This is a genomic window from Neobacillus massiliamazoniensis (assembly GCF_001048695.1).
Classification (GTDB): domain Bacteria; phylum Bacillota; class Bacilli; order Bacillales; family Cytobacillaceae; genus Neobacillus; species Neobacillus massiliamazoniensis.
In genome coordinates this window covers 812,210-832,700 of sequence record NZ_CVRB01000003.1, presented here as the reverse complement: position 1 = coordinate 832,700, position 20,491 = coordinate 812,210, and the positions used below count along the sequence as shown (strand labels likewise).

The 20,491-nt window shown below is 37.7% G+C and carries 19 protein-coding genes and 1 other annotated feature; of the genes, 16 read left to right on the top strand and 3 right to left on the bottom strand.

Features of this window, described 5'->3' with window-relative positions:
• The first annotated feature begins 252 nt into the window (after positions 1-252).
• From BN1082_RS16840 to BN1082_RS16825, 4 genes are all read left to right on the top strand, one after another.
• The gene (locus BN1082_RS16840) at positions 253-975 is read left to right on the top strand and encodes an alpha/beta fold hydrolase (RefSeq protein ID WP_090636028.1); all 723 of its coding nucleotides are present in this window, start codon (positions 253-255) and stop codon (positions 973-975) included.
• A gap of 81 nt (positions 976-1,056) precedes the next feature.
• Entirely contained in the window at positions 1,057-1,899 is an 843-nt protein-coding gene (locus BN1082_RS16835) for a hypothetical protein (protein WP_090636025.1), read from the top strand.
• A 176-nt stretch (positions 1,900-2,075) separates the two neighbouring features.
• Positions 2,076-3,023 (top strand): BMP family ABC transporter substrate-binding protein, encoded by a 948-nt coding sequence (locus tag BN1082_RS16830; RefSeq protein WP_090636022.1) that lies wholly within the window; start codon positions 2,076-2,078, stop codon positions 3,021-3,023.
• A 19-nt stretch (positions 3,024-3,042) separates the two neighbouring features.
• Complete coding sequence (locus BN1082_RS16825) at positions 3,043-3,237, top strand: ComZ family protein (RefSeq protein WP_090636019.1); 195 nt, start codon at positions 3,043-3,045, stop codon at positions 3,235-3,237.
• Positions 3,238-3,353: 116 nt separating this feature from the next.
• Here the strand turns inward: BN1082_RS16825 and BN1082_RS16820 are convergent, their stop codons facing one another.
• Entirely contained in the window at positions 3,354-3,653 is a 300-nt protein-coding gene (locus BN1082_RS16820) for a hypothetical protein (RefSeq protein ID WP_090636017.1), read from the bottom strand.
• 208 nt (positions 3,654-3,861) lie between these two features.
• Here BN1082_RS16820 and BN1082_RS16815 point away from each other — a divergent pair, with 208 nt between their 5' ends.
• The 9 genes from BN1082_RS16815 to BN1082_RS16775 all read left to right on the top strand — a co-directional run bounded on the left by BN1082_RS16815 (position 3,862) and on the right by BN1082_RS16775 (position 14,370).
• Complete coding sequence (locus tag BN1082_RS16815) at positions 3,862-4,794, top strand: beta-ketoacyl-ACP synthase III (protein WP_090636014.1); 933 nt, start codon at positions 3,862-3,864, stop codon at positions 4,792-4,794.
• Positions 4,795-5,128: 334 nt separating this feature from the next.
• Positions 5,129-6,370 carry a beta-ketoacyl-ACP synthase II gene (fabF, locus tag BN1082_RS16810; protein WP_090636012.1) on the top strand — a complete coding sequence of 414 codons (1,242 nt, stop codon included), beginning with the start codon at positions 5,129-5,131 and terminating at the stop codon, positions 6,368-6,370.
• A 97-nt stretch (positions 6,371-6,467) separates the two neighbouring features.
• Positions 6,468-7,313 (top strand): DUF2268 domain-containing putative Zn-dependent protease, encoded by an 846-nt coding sequence (locus tag BN1082_RS16805; RefSeq protein ID WP_245640467.1) that lies wholly within the window; start codon positions 6,468-6,470, stop codon positions 7,311-7,313.
• 134 nt (positions 7,314-7,447) lie between these two features.
• On the top strand, positions 7,448-8,470 hold the full coding sequence (locus BN1082_RS16800; protein WP_090636010.1) for an ABC transporter ATP-binding protein: 1,023 nt from the start codon (positions 7,448-7,450) through the stop codon (positions 8,468-8,470).
• Positions 8,470-9,480, top strand: coding sequence for an ABC transporter ATP-binding protein (locus BN1082_RS16795; protein WP_090636007.1), 1,011 nt, complete (start codon positions 8,470-8,472; stop codon positions 9,478-9,480). The genes BN1082_RS16800 and BN1082_RS16795 overlap by 1 nt, the downstream gene beginning before the upstream one ends.
• Positions 9,481-9,513: 33 nt before the next feature.
• Complete coding sequence (opp4A, locus tag BN1082_RS16790; RefSeq protein WP_090636005.1) at positions 9,514-11,220, top strand: oligopeptide ABC transporter substrate-binding protein; 1,707 nt, start codon at positions 9,514-9,516, stop codon at positions 11,218-11,220.
• Between the two features lie 371 nt (positions 11,221-11,591).
• On the top strand, positions 11,592-12,557 hold the full coding sequence (opp4B, locus tag BN1082_RS16785) for an oligopeptide ABC transporter permease (protein WP_090636002.1): 966 nt from the start codon (positions 11,592-11,594) through the stop codon (positions 12,555-12,557).
• Between the two features lie 11 nt (positions 12,558-12,568).
• Positions 12,569-13,480, top strand: coding sequence for an oligopeptide ABC transporter permease (gene opp4C, locus BN1082_RS16780; protein WP_176699844.1), 912 nt, complete (start codon positions 12,569-12,571; stop codon positions 13,478-13,480).
• Between the two features lie 143 nt (positions 13,481-13,623).
• Positions 13,624-14,370, top strand: a complete 747-nt coding sequence (locus BN1082_RS16775) for a YjbA family protein (RefSeq protein ID WP_090635998.1) — start codon at positions 13,624-13,626, stop codon at positions 14,368-14,370.
• Between the two features lie 423 nt (positions 14,371-14,793).
• Here BN1082_RS16775 and trpS read toward each other — a convergent pair whose 3' ends face one another.
• Together trpS and BN1082_RS16765 are read right to left on the bottom strand one after the other, a co-directional pair.
• Positions 14,794-15,783, bottom strand: coding sequence for a tryptophan--tRNA ligase (gene trpS, locus BN1082_RS16770; RefSeq protein WP_090636565.1), 990 nt, complete (start codon positions 15,781-15,783; stop codon positions 14,794-14,796).
• Between the two features lie 49 nt (positions 15,784-15,832).
• Positions 15,833-16,068: a binding site (T-box leader), on the bottom strand.
• Between the two features lie 54 nt (positions 16,069-16,122).
• Complete coding sequence (locus BN1082_RS16765) at positions 16,123-16,479, bottom strand: DUF3899 domain-containing protein (RefSeq protein ID WP_176699842.1); 357 nt, start codon at positions 16,477-16,479, stop codon at positions 16,123-16,125.
• Positions 16,480-16,712: 233 nt separating this feature from the next.
• Between BN1082_RS16765 and BN1082_RS16760 the strand changes: the two genes are divergently transcribed.
• The 3 genes from BN1082_RS16760 (at position 16,713) to opp3C (ending at position 20,475) form a co-directional block, all read left to right on the top strand.
• Positions 16,713-18,404, top strand: a complete 1,692-nt coding sequence (locus BN1082_RS16760; protein ID WP_090635995.1) for a peptide ABC transporter substrate-binding protein — start codon at positions 16,713-16,715, stop codon at positions 18,402-18,404.
• A gap of 113 nt (positions 18,405-18,517) precedes the next feature.
• Entirely contained in the window at positions 18,518-19,450 is a 933-nt protein-coding gene (gene opp3b / locus BN1082_RS16755; protein ID WP_090635993.1) for an oligopeptide ABC transporter permease, read from the top strand.
• Positions 19,447-20,475 carry an oligopeptide ABC transporter permease gene (gene opp3C, locus BN1082_RS16750; protein ID WP_090635990.1) on the top strand — a complete coding sequence of 343 codons (1,029 nt, stop codon included), beginning with the start codon at positions 19,447-19,449 and terminating at the stop codon, positions 20,473-20,475. The genes opp3b and opp3C overlap by 4 nt, the downstream gene beginning before the upstream one ends.
• The last annotated feature ends 16 nt before the right edge of the window (positions 20,476-20,491 follow it).

Below are 20,491 nucleotides of genomic sequence, written 5' to 3'. Positions count from 1 at the left end.
AGCGCCTGTGGGGTCTCCCCTGCCCCGTACTCCCGCAGGACGTTGAATAAACATCCTTGAATCAACACCGCACGAAGGAAATGCGATAGCATTTTCGAGGATCTCGCGCCTTCCGCTCCAATCAACATAGTTTCAAAAATCAACAATGACCTTTAACACAGCCTATTAAAAAGTATAGTTAGGCTAACTCCCATGCATCTTTTGGAAACCTGCATACAATAGGTTGAGGAATTATGTAAAAGGAGATTATCTATGGATAACCGCAATTTTCAAATAGACCAAGAGTGGAATATCATCCATTATCCGGATAAACCTACAGGATTCGGAGTATTAATCATAGGTGATGAGCGGCATTTTGTGGACGAGAATAAATGTTTTTGGACACAAAATGAGGGGAAGCTGAACATTATCAATGAATTAAAAAAAGCAGGGTACACCATTTTTTCCTCAAATCTTTACGGGCGGAACTGGGGAAGTGAAAATGCTGTTCAGCTTGCCCAAAGATTGTACCAACATGTCATTCGAAGTGAAATTCTTAACCAGAAAATTCATATATTAGCTGATGGAATGGGTGCACTCGTTGCATTAAAGTTAATGGAGAAAATGAAAGAGCAAATAAGGTCTGTTGTATTGATTAATCCAATTTTATCGTTAAAATTTCATCTTGAACAAGAAAAGGAGCATAAGTTTTTTTATAAAAACCTAATAAGGGAATTAACATCTGCATACCAAATTGAAGAAAATGAATTAATAAGTATGGTTTATAACACGGATACCTTTATTAAGTTGGATTTTGATATTCCAGTTAAAATTATTCACGTCCTATCCGGAGGGAAATCTTATAATCAATCAAAGCAATATCAGCATATACTCAATTTGACCAAAATCACTCCATATTTTATTGTTCCTGAGAAAAAACAGCAGCTAGGGAAAATTATTATTAAATTTTTAATCAATCATGAAAAAGTGCTCTAAGGATTAACCTCCCCTAACCTGAAATATTTCCAAGTGAAATCGCATAGGATTCAATATGTAAAATTAGGGGAGGAAGATTGAATGGACAAGGCTTGTATTTTTAATGTATATGATTTTGTTAGTTTTCATATATGCCAAACCCTTCTTAATAAAGGAATTGAAGTTGAAGGCATTCAGCTTGAAAATGATTCAAAAGAACCTTTTCTTGAAGAAAAAAGATTAGAAGTAGGTCGGAATGCTAATTTTGAAGAAAAAGCTTTTTCTTTATGGGCAGATCGAGGAAATGGAGATCAGCATAATACGACTATTATTTTTTCGTTATACGATTTTTATATGCAACATAAAGAAACGATTTTGCAGAAAAAAGTAATAACGGACCCAATCCTACGATATTTCGATCATAATAGGGACAAGAGTAATCTCATCATCTTTCTTCTTCCTATTCAATTACTGACAAGGCCTTTTTACTCACCGACATTGAGTGATTTTCAAGGCTTTTTAGATCAAGCAATGGACTTAACAGAGAATATCCAGTTGTTTTATTTACCAACTGTATATGGCCCGTGGCAGCCAACAACCTTTCTTTTTCAACAATCCATTTTAACAAAAATAAATGAAAATGAAGAATTTAGGGAAAGTAGAGAAATGAAGTTGGATGCTATCTATATTGAAGATGCACTTGAAACAATAGTAGAAGTTATTGAAACAAGGGAACCAGGCAGTTATTTACTTGAGAGTGGTAAATTAAATCATTGGAAAAGGTGCGCGGCATTTCTAAATATGGAGGTAGGTCAAGTTGATAATAGAGATTCCTTCCATTTGAATCATCAAATAAGCAAAATGGTGGTCAAAAGAGTTACTTCTATTTCTGAATCGATGAATAAACAAATGGATCAAATTCATCGTTTGTACTTAACGAGGTAATAAGATTTCATCTCGTAAAAGGATGGATTGGCTTCACTACAGTTTTTTAAGGAGGGAAAATTTTCTTTTCATTTTATTTTTAAAAGGTTAGAATAAAGAGGCAAAAATGGTTTTATTCAAGGATAGTAAAAGAAACGTGAAATAGGTTTTGCAGTCATAAGAAGGAGATAACATGAATGCTAAAGCGTTTCGTCATTATACTTTTTTGCACCCTTTTACTTGGAGCATGTTCTGAAAAACAGCCAGTAGGAAAAATAAAAAATGTTGGCTTGTTAGTACCTGAAACTGTCTATGACCAAGTATGGGGTTCAAAGGGTTTAAAAGGAATGTTAAAAATACAGTCAAAATATAATGTTGACGTTTTTTATAAAGAGGGCATTAACTCTGAGCTTGCTGCAGAAAGAGCTGTAAAAGAATTTGACCAAAAAGGAGTCAATTTAATTTTTGGTAATGGTGAGGAGTATGCTGCCTATTTTAATAAAATTTCGAAAAAATATCCTAAAATCCATTTTGTCAGTTTTAACGGGAATGCTAAAAATGAAAATACGACAAGCCTAAGTTTTAAATCATATGCAATGGGGTATTTTGGAGGAATGGTGGCCGCACACATGTCAAAAGGCCAAAATGTAGGTGTAATTGCCGCTTATAAATGGCAGCCTGAAGTAGAAGGGTTTTTCCAGGGAGCACTGGCTGAGAATAAACAGACGAAAGTCAGTATCGATTATGTTGGCAATTGGGATGATGATCGAAAAGCAATCCAATTGGCGGACGGGATGATGAACGCAGGGGTCGATGTTATTTATCCTGCAGGAGATGGTTTCAATGTTCCAGTTATTGAAAGGGTAAAGGAACGTGGGCTTTATGTAATTGGCTATGTTTCAGACCAGTCCGATCTGGGAGAGTCTACCGTTCTTACAAGTACCATTCAGCAGGTTGATAAATTGTATGAAAAGGCAGCAGATCAATATAATTTTGGAAAACTTAAGTCTGGGAACCTTTCGTATGATTTCCAAGATGATGTTATTTCCCTCGGAAAGTTCAGCCCTTTAGTAGATAAAGGGTTCATACGAAAAATAACGAAACAAATTGAGAATTACAAACAAACGGGAAGATTACCCCAATAACCTTTAGAAGGAGCTACATATGTTGAATCAAGACAAGACGATGAATTTTATGCAGATTGCACTAAAGTATTTACCAGAAGCAAAAGAGCAGTTGGACAATGCTGGGGTTGAGTTATCAATGGAATTAATTCAGCCTTTCATGGACCTATTTACAAAAGTGATGCAAGAAGCATATGAATTAGGCTTTGAAGAAGGTCGAAAAGAACCAAAATGAGGATATCCCGAAAGGGTCTGGCCACTCGGTTAACGTTCAATATATAGTTGCTTGTTTTGCTAAGTTTAATTATATATTGTTGGTTAAGGGGTCTGACCCTTTGTTTTGGTATATCCTCATTTTTTTTTCCATATTTGCTCTATATACGGATAGACTTTCTGTAATAATGGTTTTAAATTCCGTACTGAAACCACGAGTGTATCAATATTACTCATTAGCTCTTCATAATCAATATACGATTGATTTGCTTGTGGTTCATTCTGTTGTTTATTTGTGGGATGTCTCGGTCCAGACCCAAACATGAAACTAGTCCACATATCTTCATGACTGGGTTTTTCAAGGTTCCATTTTTCTTGTTCAGGACTTTCTTCGTGATTCGATCGACCGCTCTCCTCAGAGATATTCTGTTCCTCCATTCTTTAACAGCCCCTTCTAAACTGATTTGTTAATCATAGATTATGATGGTTTGTATAAAAGGTATGGATAATAGCTGAGAATGTTGGATATTTATCAGTTGCCCAAATCAAGTCTTATTTGATAAAATTAGTACCAAGTCATAATATTTACTAATAATAATATTAGATCTATAAGAATGGAATTTTCACTACAAAAGGAGATGGCTCTATGAAAGCCGGGATTGTTGGAATTGGAAGGTATTTACCTGAGAAAGTAGTAACAAATGCTGATTTAGAAAAAATGATGGATACAACAGATGAGTGGATTCGTACTCGGACAGGCATTGAAGAGCGGAGAATCGCCGAGGAAAATATTGATACATCCGATATGGCATTTGGTGCAGCACAAAAGGCAATAGAAAATGCTGGCATTACCCCAATGGATATTGATTTAATATTAGTAGCAACCGTAACAGCAGATCAGCCATTTCCATCTGTTGCCTGCATGATCCAAGAAAGATTAGGGGCAAAAAAGGCAGCAGCTATGGATATCAGCGCAGCTTGTGCAGGTTTTATGTATGGAGTTATTACAGCGGCACAATTTATTGAAACGGGTGTATATAAGCATGTACTCGTAATCGGTGTTGAAAAGCTTTCGAAAATAACGGATTGGAATGATCGAGGTACTGCTGTATTGTTTGGTGACGGGGCTGGTGCAGCTGTCATTGGACCTGTTTCTGAGAATCGAGGTATTCTCGCATTCGAGCTTGGAGCAGACGGAACAGGAGCAAAACATCTATACCAGGACGAATATATCATCATGAATGGCCGTGAAGTATTTAAATTTGCTGTCAGACAAATGGGCGATAGCTGCGTTAATGTTCTTGAAAAAGCAGGCTTATCAAAAGAGGATGTAGATCTCCTGATCCCCCACCAAGCCAATATTCGGATTATGGAGGCTTCAAGACAGCGGTTAGAGCTACCAGTTGAAAAAATGTCCAAAACCGTTCATAAATATGGTAATACTTCAGCCGCTTCTATTCCTATTTCAATTGTCGAAGAACTGGAAGCTGGAAAAATTAAAGACGATGATGTTATTGTTATGGTAGGCTTTGGAGGCGGATTGACATGGGGAGCAATCGCCGTTAGATGGGGCAAGTAGAAAAGCGGAAGCGCCTTGGTCAGGGGCGACAGGCATAAGACGAGCCGGCGTGAAGGTTGATCTTTAACCTTCAGGACGGATTGGCTTATGACCCCGAGCCCCTAGGCGCTGGAGCTGGACAATAGAAAAGCGAAAGCGCCTTGGTCAGGGGCGACAGGCATAAGACGAGCCGGCGTGAAGGTTGATCTTTAACCTTCAGGACGGATTGGCTTATGACCCCGAGCCCCTAGGCGCTGGAGCTGGACAATAAGAAAAGCGAAAGCGCCTTGGTGCTTGAACTAGATAATTATTAACGAAAAAAGGAAATGCTTAAAGAGAATAGGAGTTGTAGCAAATGGAAAAACGCAGAGTAGTGGTTACAGGTGTTGGAGCAGTAACCCCTCTTGGGAACGATGCAGATACCACCTGGAAAAATATTATTGATGGTAAATCTGGAATTGGACCATTAACAAGGGTTAATGCTGATGAATATCCTGCCAAAGTAGCAGCTGAAGTTAAGGATTTTAATGTTGAATTGTTTATGGAACGAAAAGATGCCAGAAAAATGGATCGGTTTACGCAATATGCAGTTGCTGCGTCATTAATGGCTGTGAAGGATGCCAACCTCACCATCAATGATGAAAATGCTCCTCGTGTCGGAGTCTGGATTGGTTCTGGAATTGGCGGGATGGAAACGTTTGAAGAACAATATGAAAATTTTCAAAAAAGAGGCTATCGAAGAGTCAGCCCATTCTTCGTACCTATGTTGATTCCTGACATGGCAACGGGACAAGTTTCTATTACGCTTGGTGCGAAGGGCTTTAATTCTTGTACGGTAACTGCTTGTGCAACAGGAACAAACTCAATTGGGGATGCCTTCAAGGTAATTCAGCGTGGCGATGCAGATGTGATGGTAACAGGCGGTGCGGAGGCCCCTATTACAAAAATGTCTGTTGCTGGATTCTGTGCAAATACGGCACTTTCAACAAATCCGGATCCACAAACGGCGAGCCGCCCATTTGATAAAAACCGTGATGGCTTCGTTATTGGCGAAGGGGCAGGAATTGTAATTCTTGAAGAATTAGAACACGCGTTAGCTCGTGGAGCAAAAATTTACGCGGAAATTGTAGGATACGGGGCAACCGGAGATGCCTATCATATTACAGCACCAGCTCCTGGCGGTGAAGGCGGAGCAAGAGCAATGAAAATGGCTATAAATGATGGAGGCCTATCTCCAGAGGATTTGGATTATATCAATGCTCATGGTACTAGTACCGAATATAACGATAAGTTCGAAACGCTTGCCGTGAAAGAAGTATTTGGCGACCACGCTTATAAATTAGCAATGAGCTCAACGAAATCTATGACAGGCCATCTTCTCGGTGCAGCAGGTGGAGTTGAAGCGATTTTTACTGTGCTTGCGATACGTGACAGCATAATACCACCTACGATTAATTATGAAACACCGGATTCTGAATGTGATTTAGACTACGTACCGAATGTTGCTCGTCCGAAAGAAATCAAGGTAGCAATGAGCAATTCACTAGGGTTCGGCGGACATAATGCAACGATTGTATTTAAAAAATATGAATCATAACAGATAAATCGACCAGGTTTTTGCCTGGTCGATTTTTTTTGTTGGTTTGTACACCTCTATTGATATCAAAGGAACATCTAATAGGTATTCTCATAAAATGTCAGCAGAAGAAGATAAGAAAGTGAGTGAGAAAATGGGTGTCATCCGTACGGACCAATGGCTTAAAGATGATTTTGATCGTCCAATAGAAATGTTCAAAAAGCTTATTCCCTACTTTAAGGGACAAAATGAAAACAAAATTTATCAACAATTACTCAAATTTGGGATGTACAGGCCTAATAGGCTGTCAAAGAAAAACCTTAAGTGGATGCTGGAAAAAAACGTATGGAATAAAGTGGATCAACTTTTCCAGCATTATAGAAGCAGTTGGTCAGGACCTGACATTCCCATCTTTCTTTTTCCGCTAGACCAAGCTGGTGGTTTTCTAATAAGAAGGCAGGAAAGTAATAAATCAGGTGTTTCTTTTCCAGACAAAATGTTTCTGTTTTTATCAGGTGTAGAAGATTTAAAGGAAATTGAGGCGGTATTTGTTCATGAATTCCATCATGTATGCCGATTAAGAAAAATAAATAAAAATATGAATGAATACACTTTATTAGACTCCATCATCATCGAGGGGCTTGCCGAATATGCGGTTATGAGAAACTGTGGGCGCCCGTATATTGCAAACTGGTGTCGTTTGTATTCTGCAAGTGAAATGGAACATTTTTGGGAACAGTTTTTTAGCAGGCATTTAGCAAGAAGGAAAGATGAGCGGATTCATGACGATCTGCTATATGGTGGTGGGAGGATACCAAAGTTACTCGGTTATGCGCTAGGATTCAATATTGTTGAAAATTTTTATAAAAACAATCAATATTCTACAAAACTATCATTTTCGATTCCGGCCACAAAATATATTGAAAGCAATAATATATTTTCTATTAAAAAGCCTAAGAAATAGGGCTTTTCTTTTTATAAATAGCATATAAATTTACAAATATACAAAAAAGTGTTGTCATTGTAACAATTATGTAATAGAATTCTGTTTAAATATAATGAATAAACAGAATAATCAAAAAAGTTAGAAGGTGAAATATGAATCCCAAAACATCTTTACATAAAGAGGCACCATTACTCGAAGTAAAAAATTTGGAGACAGCATTTGATATTAATGGAAAGGATTTCAATGCTGTCGACAATATTTCCTTTAGGGTAAAGCCTCGACAAATTGTCGGAGTAGTAGGCGAATCAGGATGCGGCAAATCCGTCATGAGCCTTTCCATTATGCAGCTCTTGCCAAAAGGAATTGGAAAAATAAAATCTGGAGAAATCATTTATGACGGTATAAATCTTGAGAAAATGTCGGAGGCACAGATTAATAAAATTCGCGGGAAAGACATCTCTATGATCTTTCAAGAGCCGATGACTTCTTTAAATCCGGTATTTAACATTGGCTATCAGCTCCAAGAGGTCTTTTTTAACCACATGAAAATATCCAAAAAGGAAGCTCGCTTAAAATCAATTGCATTATTAAAGAGCGTTGGGATTTCAAGACCAGAAAAGATAGTTGATGAATATCCACACCAATTATCAGGCGGGATGAGACAACGGGTCATGATTGCTATGGCTATCGCGTGTCAGCCCAAGCTATTAATAGCCGATGAGCCGACAACAGCACTTGATGTAACAGTCCAGGCTCAAATACTTGATCTACTTAAAGAAATTCAAACAATAAATGATATGTCTATTATTCTCATTACCCATGATTTAGGTGTTGTAGCTGAAATGTGCGATGAAATTATCGTAATGTATGCAGGAAAAATTGTAGAACGGACTGACGCAGATACATTGTTTAATAATCCAAAGCATCCATATACGACCCTTTTATTAGGTGCCATTCCGAAAATGGACTCTAATGAAGAACGATTAAGCTCGATTCAAGGAATGGTCCCATCGCTCACGAATATGCCGGAAGTGGGCTGCCGCTTTGCAAACCGCTGTCCAAAGGCAATGCCGGCATGTTTTACTGTAACTCCGAGCCTTTCTGAGATTCAACTAGGCCATGAAGTTGCCTGCCTGCTCTTTGAAACTAGTAAACCAAGAGAAGGGGTGAGGTAATGACGACTGTTTCTGTACATAAAGAGGGAAATCGGGCTTCCTCGCCATCTGAAAATCTATTAGAAATCAAGAATTTAAAAACATATTATCCCGTAAAAGGCGGATTTTTCAAACATACAGTTGGGCATGTAAAAGCAGTCGATAATATTTCCTTTGAAATAAAAAAAGGGGAAACCTTTGGACTAGTAGGTGAATCAGGCTGCGGAAAATCTACAGCAGGCCGGACGATTCTCCGTTTATTAAAAGCAACCGATGGACAAATCATTTTTGATGGAAAAGATATTACAAATCTAAGTGGAAGGTCTCTCCGTGAGATTCGTAAGGATCTGCAAATGGTCTTTCAGGATCCATATGCGTCACTAAATCCGATGCAGATGGTAGGCGATATCATCGCTGAACCTATTTACAACTTTTCAAAAAAGAGTAAGGAAGAATTAAAGAGGGAAGTCATGGACTTATTAGAAAAAGTAGGACTACCACCAGACGCTTATTACAAATATGCGCATGAGTTTTCCGGTGGTCAGCGTCAGCGAATCGGAATCGCTCGGTCCCTTGCGTTAAGACCAAAACTCATTATTGCGGATGAACCAGTGTCTGCGCTGGATGTTTCTGTTCAATCACAAGTACTAAATCTATTAAAGGATTTACAGGAAGAATTTGAGTTAACCTTTCTATTTATTGCACATGACTTAAGCGTTGTAAAACATATGAGTGATCGAATTGGTGTTATGTATTTAGGTAACATGGTAGAGATTGCGGATAAGGACAGTCTATATGCAGAACCTCTCCACCCATATACGCAGGCATTAATTTCGGCGATACCATCCCCTGATCCAAGAACTAAGAAAGAGCGAATCATTCTAAAAGGAGATGTACCAAGTCCATTAAATCCGCCAGTTGGATGCCCGTTCCATCCTCGCTGTCCTATGGCAATAGAAGAATGTTCGAAACAAAAGCCAGTTTTAAAGGAGGTGAAGCCCTCACATCGAGTCGCTTGCCACCTATATTAAAAAACAAAAAAATATCTTTTAGGGGGGAACCAAATGAAAAAGAAGAGTGTTCTTTTGCTGACTAGTTTAATGCTGATTCTTTCAATGTTTCTAGCAGCATGCTCAAGCAACAAAGCAAACACAAGCAAGAACGAAAACAAAAATGGCCAAACATCGGATAAGCCAAAGGATGGCGGTACATTAGTATACTCTATAGACTCTTCACCGAAAGGTTTGTTCAACTATACTTTCTATGAAGACGCTGTTGATAATGAAGTAATTAATTTTTTTGATGAAAACCTGATTAAATTTGATGCGAAGTTACAACCACAGCCAAATATCGCCTCATGGAAAACAACAGACAACAAGGTGTATGATTTCACCATCAAAAAAGGTGTTAAATGGCAAAATGGCGAAGAATTATCCGTTAAAGACTGGGAGTTTGCTTTAAAAGTTATCGCTGATAAGGACTATACTGGCCCCCGTTTTGACAATGTAAGAAACATTGTTGGAGCGCAAGATTATCATGATGATAAAGCAAAAGAAATTGCCGGTATTAAAGTTATTGACGATTACAATATTCAAATTACCTTTGATAAAGCCCGTGTAAATAATTTGGAGAACCTTTGGACATATGCTATGTCTCGTAAAGAGTTTGCAGGTGTTGCCGTCAAGGATATGGCCGCGTCTAAGCAAGTTCGTACAAACCCAATTGGCTTAGGACCATATAAAGTAACGAAGATTGTCCCTGGCGAATCAGTCGAAATGACTCGCTTTGATAACTACTTTGGCGGGAAGCCCCATATTGAAAAAATCGTTTTAAAGGTAATCGACCCATCCCTTTCTGTGGGCGAACTTAAAAATGGCACAATTGATATGACTTCATTCCATCCAAGTATTATTGACCAAGTTAAAGCCCTTCCAAACGTAGATGCCATTACTTATCCAGGCGTAAGTTATTATTATGTCGGTTTCAGAATGGGCACATGGGATGGCAGCAAAAATGAAATGAATGATCCAAAATATCAAAATCTCAAACTTCGTCAAGCAATGTACTATGCGATGAATCGTCCTGAGTGGGTTAAAGCATTCTTCTTCGGCGTAGGTAAACCGATCAACGGACCAATTCCATCCAATCACTGGATTGCTGCACCAAGTAAAGATTTAGATCCATACAAATATGATCCGGAAAAAGCAAAAAAACTCTTGGATGAAGCCGGATATAAAGATATTGATGGCGATGGATTCCGTGAAGATCCACAAGGTAAGAAATTTGTTATTAACTTCAGCCATTATGCAACTCAAAACCCTACATTTGAATCACGAGCAAAAGCCTTAGCCCAATATTGGGAGGCAGTCGGCTTAAAAACAAAGGTTAGTATGGTAGATTACAACCTTTACTATGATCAGCTTGATAAAGCAGATAAATCTATGGAAGTATTCTTTGGCGGCTGGTCAACTGGCTCAGATCCGGACCCAACACCACTTTGGGGCTCAAAAGCACTATGGAACTATCCTCGCTGGGTAAATCCTGAAAGTGATAAATTGCTTGATGAAGCGCTTGATATGAGTGTTGTCGGTACAGATAAGAATAAGCGTAAAGATATATATGTAAAGTGGCAACAGCTCTTCATGAAGGATCTGCCAATTTTACCAATTGCAGAGCTGGAAGAAACAATGGCAGTTAACAAGCGTGTAAAAGGGATTACATTCGATCTTTCCGGTATGAACCGTCCAAATGAATGGTGGGTTAAGCAATAACCAAAGTGATCACCTTCAATAAACAGTTTTAAATTCATATGGGATGAGAGGCTGTCTCAAAAAGTGACAGGCACCACTATATGTACAAAGTTCATGATAATTTTTCCGCAATGTTGATTGGAGCGGAAGGCGCTCGACTCATGCGGGAGTACGGGGCAGGGTAGACCCCTCAGGCGCAGGTAGCGCCGAGGAGGCTCCCCCGGACCGCCACTAGGGCGGAAATCAACGGGCAAAGTTTAACAGACCATTAATAAAAAGGGGGTGCCCCTAAAAGTTATTCTTTTGGGACACCCTCTTCTCCCACTAGAGAAAAATAACATACATAAATATCAATGCGAATAACATGGCATATATAGACAAGGAGAATGCGCATGCTGAAGTACTCATTTAGAAGAATTTTGGGCATGATTCCGATGTTATTCCTTATCTCGATTGTCGTCTTTACCTTGGCAAAATTAATGCCTGGAGATTCACTGTCAGGCCAAATCGATCCGAGGAATACGAATCCACAATATATTGCTGAGATGCGGGAAAAATTAGGATATAATGACCCTGTGGCGAAGCAGTATGTACGTTGGATAACGCATTTCGTCGAAGGGGATTTTGGAACATCAACTCGATATAAATTACAAGTTTCAGATGTGATTAATGAAAGATTACCTAACACATTATTACTCGGTTTCTCTTCTATATTAATCACCTATATATTAGCCTTTATCATGGGAACCTATTCAGGTCGAAAACCCTATACGCTTGGAGATAATCTAATAAGTGGCTTAAACTATTTAGGATTGTCGATTCCTTCCTTCATCGCTGGGGTATTTGCTATCTTTTTCTTTTCTTTTAAGCTGGGGTGGTTTCCATCCAATGGTTCCGTGGATATTGGCGTTACAGATGGATCGTTAGACTATTGGTTAAGTCGCTTTCATCATGTGCTATTGCCGGCTATTGTTCTTGGTTTATTAAGTACTGCCAGTTATACTCAGTTTTTACGTAATGATATTATTGAAAATAGCCGAAAAGATTATGTGCGGACTGCCCGTGCAAAAGGAACACCGGAAAGAAAGATTTATAATGTTCATATCCTAAGAAATTCGATTATTCCTCTTGTAACCTTTTTAGGATTCGATATTGTTGGCATTATTAGTGGCGCCATCATTACCGAAACGATTTTTACTTATCCTGGTCTTGGACAACTTTTAATACAATCGGTTGGGGCAAGAGACTATCCAGTATTATTGACATTGACTATGCTATTCTCATTTTTAACACTAATTGGCAATTTGGTTGCTGATATATTATATGGTGTTGTCGATCCGAGAATTAGGCTAGATTAGGGGGAGATATGATGGAAATTGTTACTCAGAAGGATACAAATATAATCAAGAAACCCCCGAAAAAAAGTTTATCACCATTAGCAATTGCAAGGAAAAAGTTTCTAAAAAATAAATTGGCTATGATCAGCCTCATCTTTTTAGTTATTGTTGCTGTTGTGTCATTCCTTGCACCATATATCACAACTGCTGATGTTACCAAAGTTAATATCGGCCAAATGTCGCTGGAGCCCTCGAGTAAGCATTGGCTTGGTACTGATAAAGCCGGCAAGGATGTATTTACACGCTTGCTATATGGTGGACGAATCTCATTATTAGTCGGAATGAGCTGTACGATTTTTGTCATTTTACTTGGAACTTTAATTGGTTCTGTGGCAGGGTATTTTGGCGGGACTGTTGACAGTGTCTTGATGAGATTTACTGATTTCATCTTAAACTTTCCTTTTCTAGTTTTTGTTATCGTACTCAATGCGATTTTTTTTGGAAAAGTAAATGGTTTATGGGTGTTAATCATGGTTATAAGCATGCTTAGCTGGGGTGGTATTGCTCGGATTGTCCGCAGTAAAATCCTTGCCGAAAAAGAAAATGAATACATTACAGCTGCCATTTCGATTGGTTGTTCACCTGCAAAAATTATTATTAAACACCTGTTACCCAATGTTTTATCGACCATTATCGTTCAGGCAACTATTACTTTTGCGACAATGATTGTCGCTGAAACAGGGCTAAGTTTTCTCGGATTCGGTGTACCGCAAGAAATTCCAAGTTGGGGCAATATGCTAAATTCAGCTTCAGAGCCAGATGTACTACAATTCAAGCTTTGGATATGGGTGCCGCCGGCGTTAGCAATCACCATCACCATTTTATCGATCAATTTTATCGGTGAAGGTTTAAAGGATGCTCTTAATCCAAAATCAAGAAGATAAAAATCTACCATTAAAAAGTGGTAGATTTTTTTACTGTCTAATTCCATAAACCAATTAAGGTAAAATCTCATAATAGGAATAATTTAACTAAGGTCTGCCCATACTGATTTACAAACAGTTTCTTGAAGTGAGGGGTTGTGCCGATGTTGTATCTCCATGATGTATGGGTAAATTGGTTTGAAGGGGAAGAAAATGGTTATAATGTTTGCCAGTTTCATGAATGGCGAAAAGATGATGTAGTCGAATTGTTAGATCAAGTTCCACTTATAAAAGTAGAGCCGATTCTTTTTAACTATATTGAGAACGATTTGTCAGAATTACCTCAACAACTTCTAGATGATATATTTCAAAAAGCGTACCTAAGGAAAAACCATGAAAGAGTTCAACTTGACTATTGCTTTGTTGTTACTGATGGGGAAGGGATTTTAGCCGTTGATACGATTGGCTATAACATTCCCATTCGAAAAAGCAGACTGATCCCAAGGCAAGAGCAGCTTGTATTTGAGATGACTAGTACACATGAAGCTAATCGTTTTCATTTTTCTCATACAACACAAGTAAAGGATTTCCATATTCTCTCTCCAGAACCAAGGTTAATGAAAGGATTAACAAGAAAAGAGCGGCAGTTGAAACAGATCTTGTTTATGGCACTAGATCAATTGCATACCTCAAATAATGAGGCAGAGGTCCGCTATTGGTTTACAGAATGGTGTCCAGAACAGTATTCAACCATTCAAGCGTTAAATTTTGAACAAGCTTGGGAACAGTTGTTTGAAGAAACAAAGGGTGGCTGGTCGAAAAAGCATGAAACCTTTTGTGAGAATTTAATTAAAGGCCAGCCTTTTTTTGAAAAGCTATGGGAATTGGAGCATGGGCCTAAAGTAAATTAAAGAGGATGTCCCAAAACAAAGTGTCAGACCCCTCAACCTACAATAGTTAGCTGTACTTTTTATAATAAGCAACTATATTGAGTGGTAGGACCCTCTTGGGACATCCTCTTATTTAAAGAAAAGAATATATTCATTTCACCTATGTGTCCAGAGGGTTCTTATTAAGTAGTCTAGTAATTGAAGAGAGATTGGCGAGTAAAACATAAAAAGTGGCGAGTAAAATGCAAAAACTCGCGAATAAATTCAATTTTTCGGCGAGTAAAGTGGTAATGAGTATAAATTATCGGATATCCGCTAAACAAAAAAGGACCGGGCAATTATTGCCCGGTTTTTCTTAAGTTTTTTGCATTTTTTAAAGGGAAAAGAGCTAATAGAAAGTAAAAAGTAGCGATCCAAAACGTATGTCGTCTTAATGTAAATAAATCACTTGCGTTTTCTACCTAAGCCCATTGCTTTTTCCATTTTTTTGAGGGTTTTAATGGCTACCAAATTGGCTTTTTCAGCACCTTGATCTAAAATATCATCCAATTCACTCGACTCAATGAGGTTAAAGTATTTTTCTTGGATTGGTTTAATCACATTTGTTACCACATCTGCCAAATCGGCTTTAAATTCCCCGTAGCCTTTACCTTTATACATTTCTTCAATTTCCTGAATTGTTTTTCCTCCTAAGATGGAATAGATCGATAATAGATTGGAAATTCCAGGTTTGTTTTCTTTATCATACTTAACAATACCTTCAGAATCAGTAACTGCACTTTTAATTTTCTTCTCTATTTGTTTCGGATCATCCAAAAGAGAAATAAAGCCCTTTTGATTTGGATCGGACTTGCTCATTTTTTTCGTTGGCTCTTGCAATGACATGATTCTTGCGCCAACCTTTGGAATGGAGATTTCCGGAATGGTCAGAATATCATTGTATTTTTTGTTGAATCTTTCTGCAAGATCTCGGGTCAATTCCATATGCTGCTTCTGATCTTCACCAACAGGCACAAGGTCCGTGTTATACAATAAAATGTCGGCTGTCATTAAAGGTGGGTACGTTAACAAGCTTGCTGAAACAGCTTCTTTTCCAGCCGACTTATCCTTAAATTGGGTCATCCTTTCTAATTCGCCGATATAGGAAATACATTGCATCATCCATCCTGCTTGAACATGGGCTGGTACTTCCGATTGAATGAAAAGAGTAGCCTTATTTGGATCAATACCTACGGCGATATATAACGCTGCCAGACTCCGAATGTTCTTTCGAAGGGTAGCTGGATCTTGTGGAACGGTAATGGCATGTTGATCGACAATACAAAAGAAGCAATTGTATTCATTTTGAAGCTCCACAAATTGTTTCAAAGCACCGATATAGTTACCAAGAGTAATAGTGCCACTTGGCTGAATACCTGAAAAAATCGTTTTCATCATTAAACTCCTCCTAAATATAAATAAAAAAAACCATTCATCCCTAATGGATAGGGACGAATGGTTCGCGGTACCACCCTAAATTACTCAAAATGAGTCACTCTTGCTTCATAATTAAACGTAATTATGAATCCCTTTAACGCAAGGATCACGTCTATTCCTACTATAAAAAGGTTCAGAAAGAAGCTCCAAAGTCCATTCCGTATTGATTCGTGTTTGTTTTCACCAGCCACAAACTCTCTAAAACGAAGGAAAATACGTACTACTCTTTATCATCGCTGTACATCAGTTATTGATTTATACATATTATAATGAATGAAATCGCTAGAATCAAGCCTGTTAATGATAATAGGCGAATAGGGCAATTAACATGAATATGCCAATAAAAGTTCCGTAAAAAAGCAGCGGTTTTTGGCTGAAGGTAACGAGTTCAGATAATCCGGGTATTTCATCCCAGTCTCGCTTATCTTCTCCTTTTGTAAACGCATGATTGAAAGATTTGGAAAGGATATCGAAAAATCCTGTTTGAATGGTATAAACTAACAAGGAAGAAAGAAGGAATGCTGCAGAAAAATAAAACGATATATTGATATAGCTTAACAACGTTATATTATGTTGAAAAATAATCGAAAGCATAATAATGGAAAATTGAAGTAATACCAAAATTAAAAATTTTTTCACAAACTGATTTTGCACTGAAAACCCTCCAAACCCATGAGTCATCTACAAAAATATACCAATATTATACCCATATTATACACAAAAATTCGTTAATTCAAAATTATAACATACATATTTGAAATCATTATGAAAAAATTGTTTCAAATCTGTAAATTTTAATATAAAAAATAATGTACAATTGCTAGAAAATATGTATAATAGAGAATGTAGCAAGTTTTCAGAATAATAGAAAAGGGAGGTCTACATAAGTGAAGAAATCTAAACTTTCACTACTTTTAGTTTTAACACTAGTTTTAAGCATGTTCCTTGCAGCATGTTCTGGTTCCAAAAACGTAAGTAAAGAAACAACTGATGGAAAATCTAATGGGTCAGAAGAAAAATTAGCGGCAGATCAAACGCTAAATGTCCTAGAGTCAGCAGAAATTCCAAATATGGATAACGCTAAAAACACAGACACAATGGGCGGAGAAATATTGAACGCCACAAACGAAGGCTTATATCGTTTAGATCAAAATCAAAAGGTAGTTCCTGCTGCTGCAGCTGAAATGCCAAAATACAATGCTGACAAAACCGTTTTAACAATCAAGTTAAGAAAAGACGCAAAATGGTCAAACGGTGACCCAGTAACTGCACACGACTTTGTTTTCTCATGGCAGCGTGCGATCGATCCAAAAACTGCTTCTGAATATGGTCCATACTTCATGGAAGGCAAAATCAAAAATGCTGCTGAAATTGTTGCAGGTACAGCAAAAGTTGAAGACTTAGGCATTAAAGCAATTGATGACTATACATTGGAAATCAATTTAGTAAAACCACTATCATATATAGAATCGTATCTTTCATTCTATACTTTCTTCCCAGAAAATAAAAAGTTTGTTGAGGCACAAGGTGCAGACTATGCGAAAGATGCTTCACACCTCCTTTTCAATGGTCCTTTCAAAATGACCAAATGGGATGGGACGTCAGCTACTCAATGGGTATTGGAAAAGAACGATACTTATTGGGATGCAAAAAATGTAACATTAAAGAAAATCAACTTTAACGTTTCGAAAGACCCACAAGCATCTGCAAACGCTTTCTCAGCTGGTCAAGCTGATGTTACACCAAAGCTTGCACAAGCTTCAATCCTTTCACAATATGAAGGATCTAAAGAGTTACTACGATTCGTTGAACCATCTATCTTCTGGTTGAAAATGAATGAAAAGAACGCGGCATTAAAAAATGTTAACATCCGTAAAGCAATTGCATTATCCATTGATAAAAAAGCACTTGTTAATGATGTGTTAGCAAACGGTTCTATCGCTGCTGACTTCCTAATACCAAAAGAATTCACTTTCTTAGATGGTAAGGATTTCCGTGATACTGGTGGAAGTTACTTGAAAACAAATAAAGAAGAAGCTAAGAAACTTTGGGAAAAAGGATTGGCTGAAATTGGTCAAAAAGAAATAACAGTTAGATATGTTGGTCAAGATACTGATACAGCTAAAAAGACTGATGCATTCCTAAAAGATCAGTTGGAGAAAAATCTGCCTGGCCTAAAAGTTAATATTGAAAGTGTTCCATTCAAGATCCGTATCGATCGTGAACAAAAACAAGATTATGATGTATTAAATGGTGGTTGGGGCCCTGACTATATGGATCCAATGACATTTATGGATCTATGGCTAACAGGCGGACAACAAAACCACATGGATTTCGCTGACCCTAAATATGATGCACTTATTAAAAAGGCTGATAATGAACTGGCAGCTAAGCCACAAGATCGCTGGAAAGCACTTCAAGATGCTGAAAAAACTCTTTTAGAAGATGATGCAGCAATTGCACCGCTTTACCAACGTGCGGCAAACTATTTAATTAACCCTAAAGTAAAAGGACTTGTTCACCACCCATTAAGTCCGGACTTTAGCTTCCAATGGGTTAAAATTGTTGAAACAAAGTAGGATATACACCTAATCAAATAAAAAGAGAGTATATTTACTGAATATACTCTCTTTTCAACTGTGTCGGAATTGTCGAAAAATGTCTAATATTTAAACAATTAGGAGGTGTAGGCATGACGAAATATCTCTTGAAACGAATTGTCTATATGATTTTCACCATATTTATTGTAGTCTCAATTACTTTTTTCCTCATGAAGCTAATTCCTGGTACTCCCTTTAATAGTGCTGAAAAATTATCACCTGAGCAGCTTCATATCGTACAAGAAAAGTATGGCTTGAATGACCCTGTGCCTGTTCAGTATGTTCATTATTTAATGAACATGGTTAAAGGTGATTTAGGAGTCTCCTTCCAATTTGATAATACTCCAGTATCAAAACTTATAGGACAACGAATTGCTCCTTCCGCTACATTAGGATTTCAGGCTATGGTTGTTGGTGCAATCTTAGGAATATTTCTAGGAGTAATCGCGGCCTTAAAACAAAATACATGGGTAGATTATGGTGCAACTTTCATAGCAGTTGTTGGTAAATCGGTTCCTTCCTTTATCATTGCCGGTCTGCTTCAATATTATATCGCTGTAAAATTAGGATGGCTTCCTGTAATGTTTTGGAATGGACCGCAATTTACAATTCTTCCGACCATTGCGTTAGCAATGTTCCCAATCTCAATTGCTGCTCGCTTCATGCGTACTGAAATGATTGATGTGCTTGGATCAGATTATATTACGCTGGCTAAAGCTAAAGGGGCAAACTATTGGCAAATTAGTATTAAACACGCACTAAGAAATGCATTAATTCCAGTTATTACAGTTCTCGGACCTTTAGCAGTTTCATTAATGACAGGTTCACTTGTTATAGAGAAAATTTTTGCTATTCCAGGACTTGGTGAGCAGTTTGTTAAGTCGATAATGGTGAACGATTACCCTGTAATTATGGGTACTGCAATTCTATTTGCATTTTTATTTATTCTCATTATCTTAGTCGTTGATATTCTATATGGAATTATAGACCCACGAATTCGTATTGCGGGGGGGAAAACTAAATGATCAACTTAGAAACCAATATTTCTAAAGACATGTTTACGCCTGCCCATGTCGATCCATTGAAGAGTGAGAAAATTTCAAAGCCAAGCTTAAATTTTTGGCAGGACTCCTGGCTAAGGGTTCGAAAAAATAAGGGTGCAGTTACTTGTATGGTGATACTGGTGATTTTAATCATTATGGCGTTTGTAGGACCTCTTCTTACACCATACAAATACGATACACAAACAACGAGCCATAATAATCTGCCACCTCGTATTCAAGGTTTAGAAAACATTCATTGGCTGCCTTTTGACGGTACATTAACGAGAAGAGACGGAACTACATATAACGCATATGAGGTTCGTAAGGTTAAAGATTATTATTGGTTTGGGACCGATGCCCTTGGCCGTGATCTTTTTGCACGTACATGGAAAGGTACACAAATTTCACTTTTAATTGCTTTTATTGCAGCGCTAATTGATATGGTAATAGGGATCACTTACGGAGCAGTATCCGGCTATTTAGGCGGCCGTGTTGACAGTGTCATGCAGAGGATTATGGAAATTATCGTCGGAATTCCAAACTTAATTGTCGTGGTATTAATGATTCTTGTTTTAAAACCAGGGTTTGTTCCAATAATAATTGCTCTGACCATTACTGGGTGGACAAGTATGGCCCGTGTTGTCCGAGCACAAGTGTTAAAATTTAAAGGGCAAGAATTTGTCTTAGCTGCTAAAACATTAGGAGCATCAAATACATCAATTATTTTTAAGCATATGATTCCTAATATGTTTGGAGTCATTATCATAAATACAATGTTTACGATTCCAAGTGCTATATTTTTTGAAGCATTTTTAAGTTTTATCGGATTAGGACTTCAAGAGCCACATGCATCTTTAGGTACATTAGTAAATGATGGATATACAGGGATGGTAGCGTTTCCATATCAAATGATTATTCCTTCTCTGATGATTGCATTAATCATGGTTTGCTTCAACTTAGTAGCAGATGGATTACGAGATGCACTCGATCCAAAAATGCGTGATTAGAAGGCGGGTGAATAAT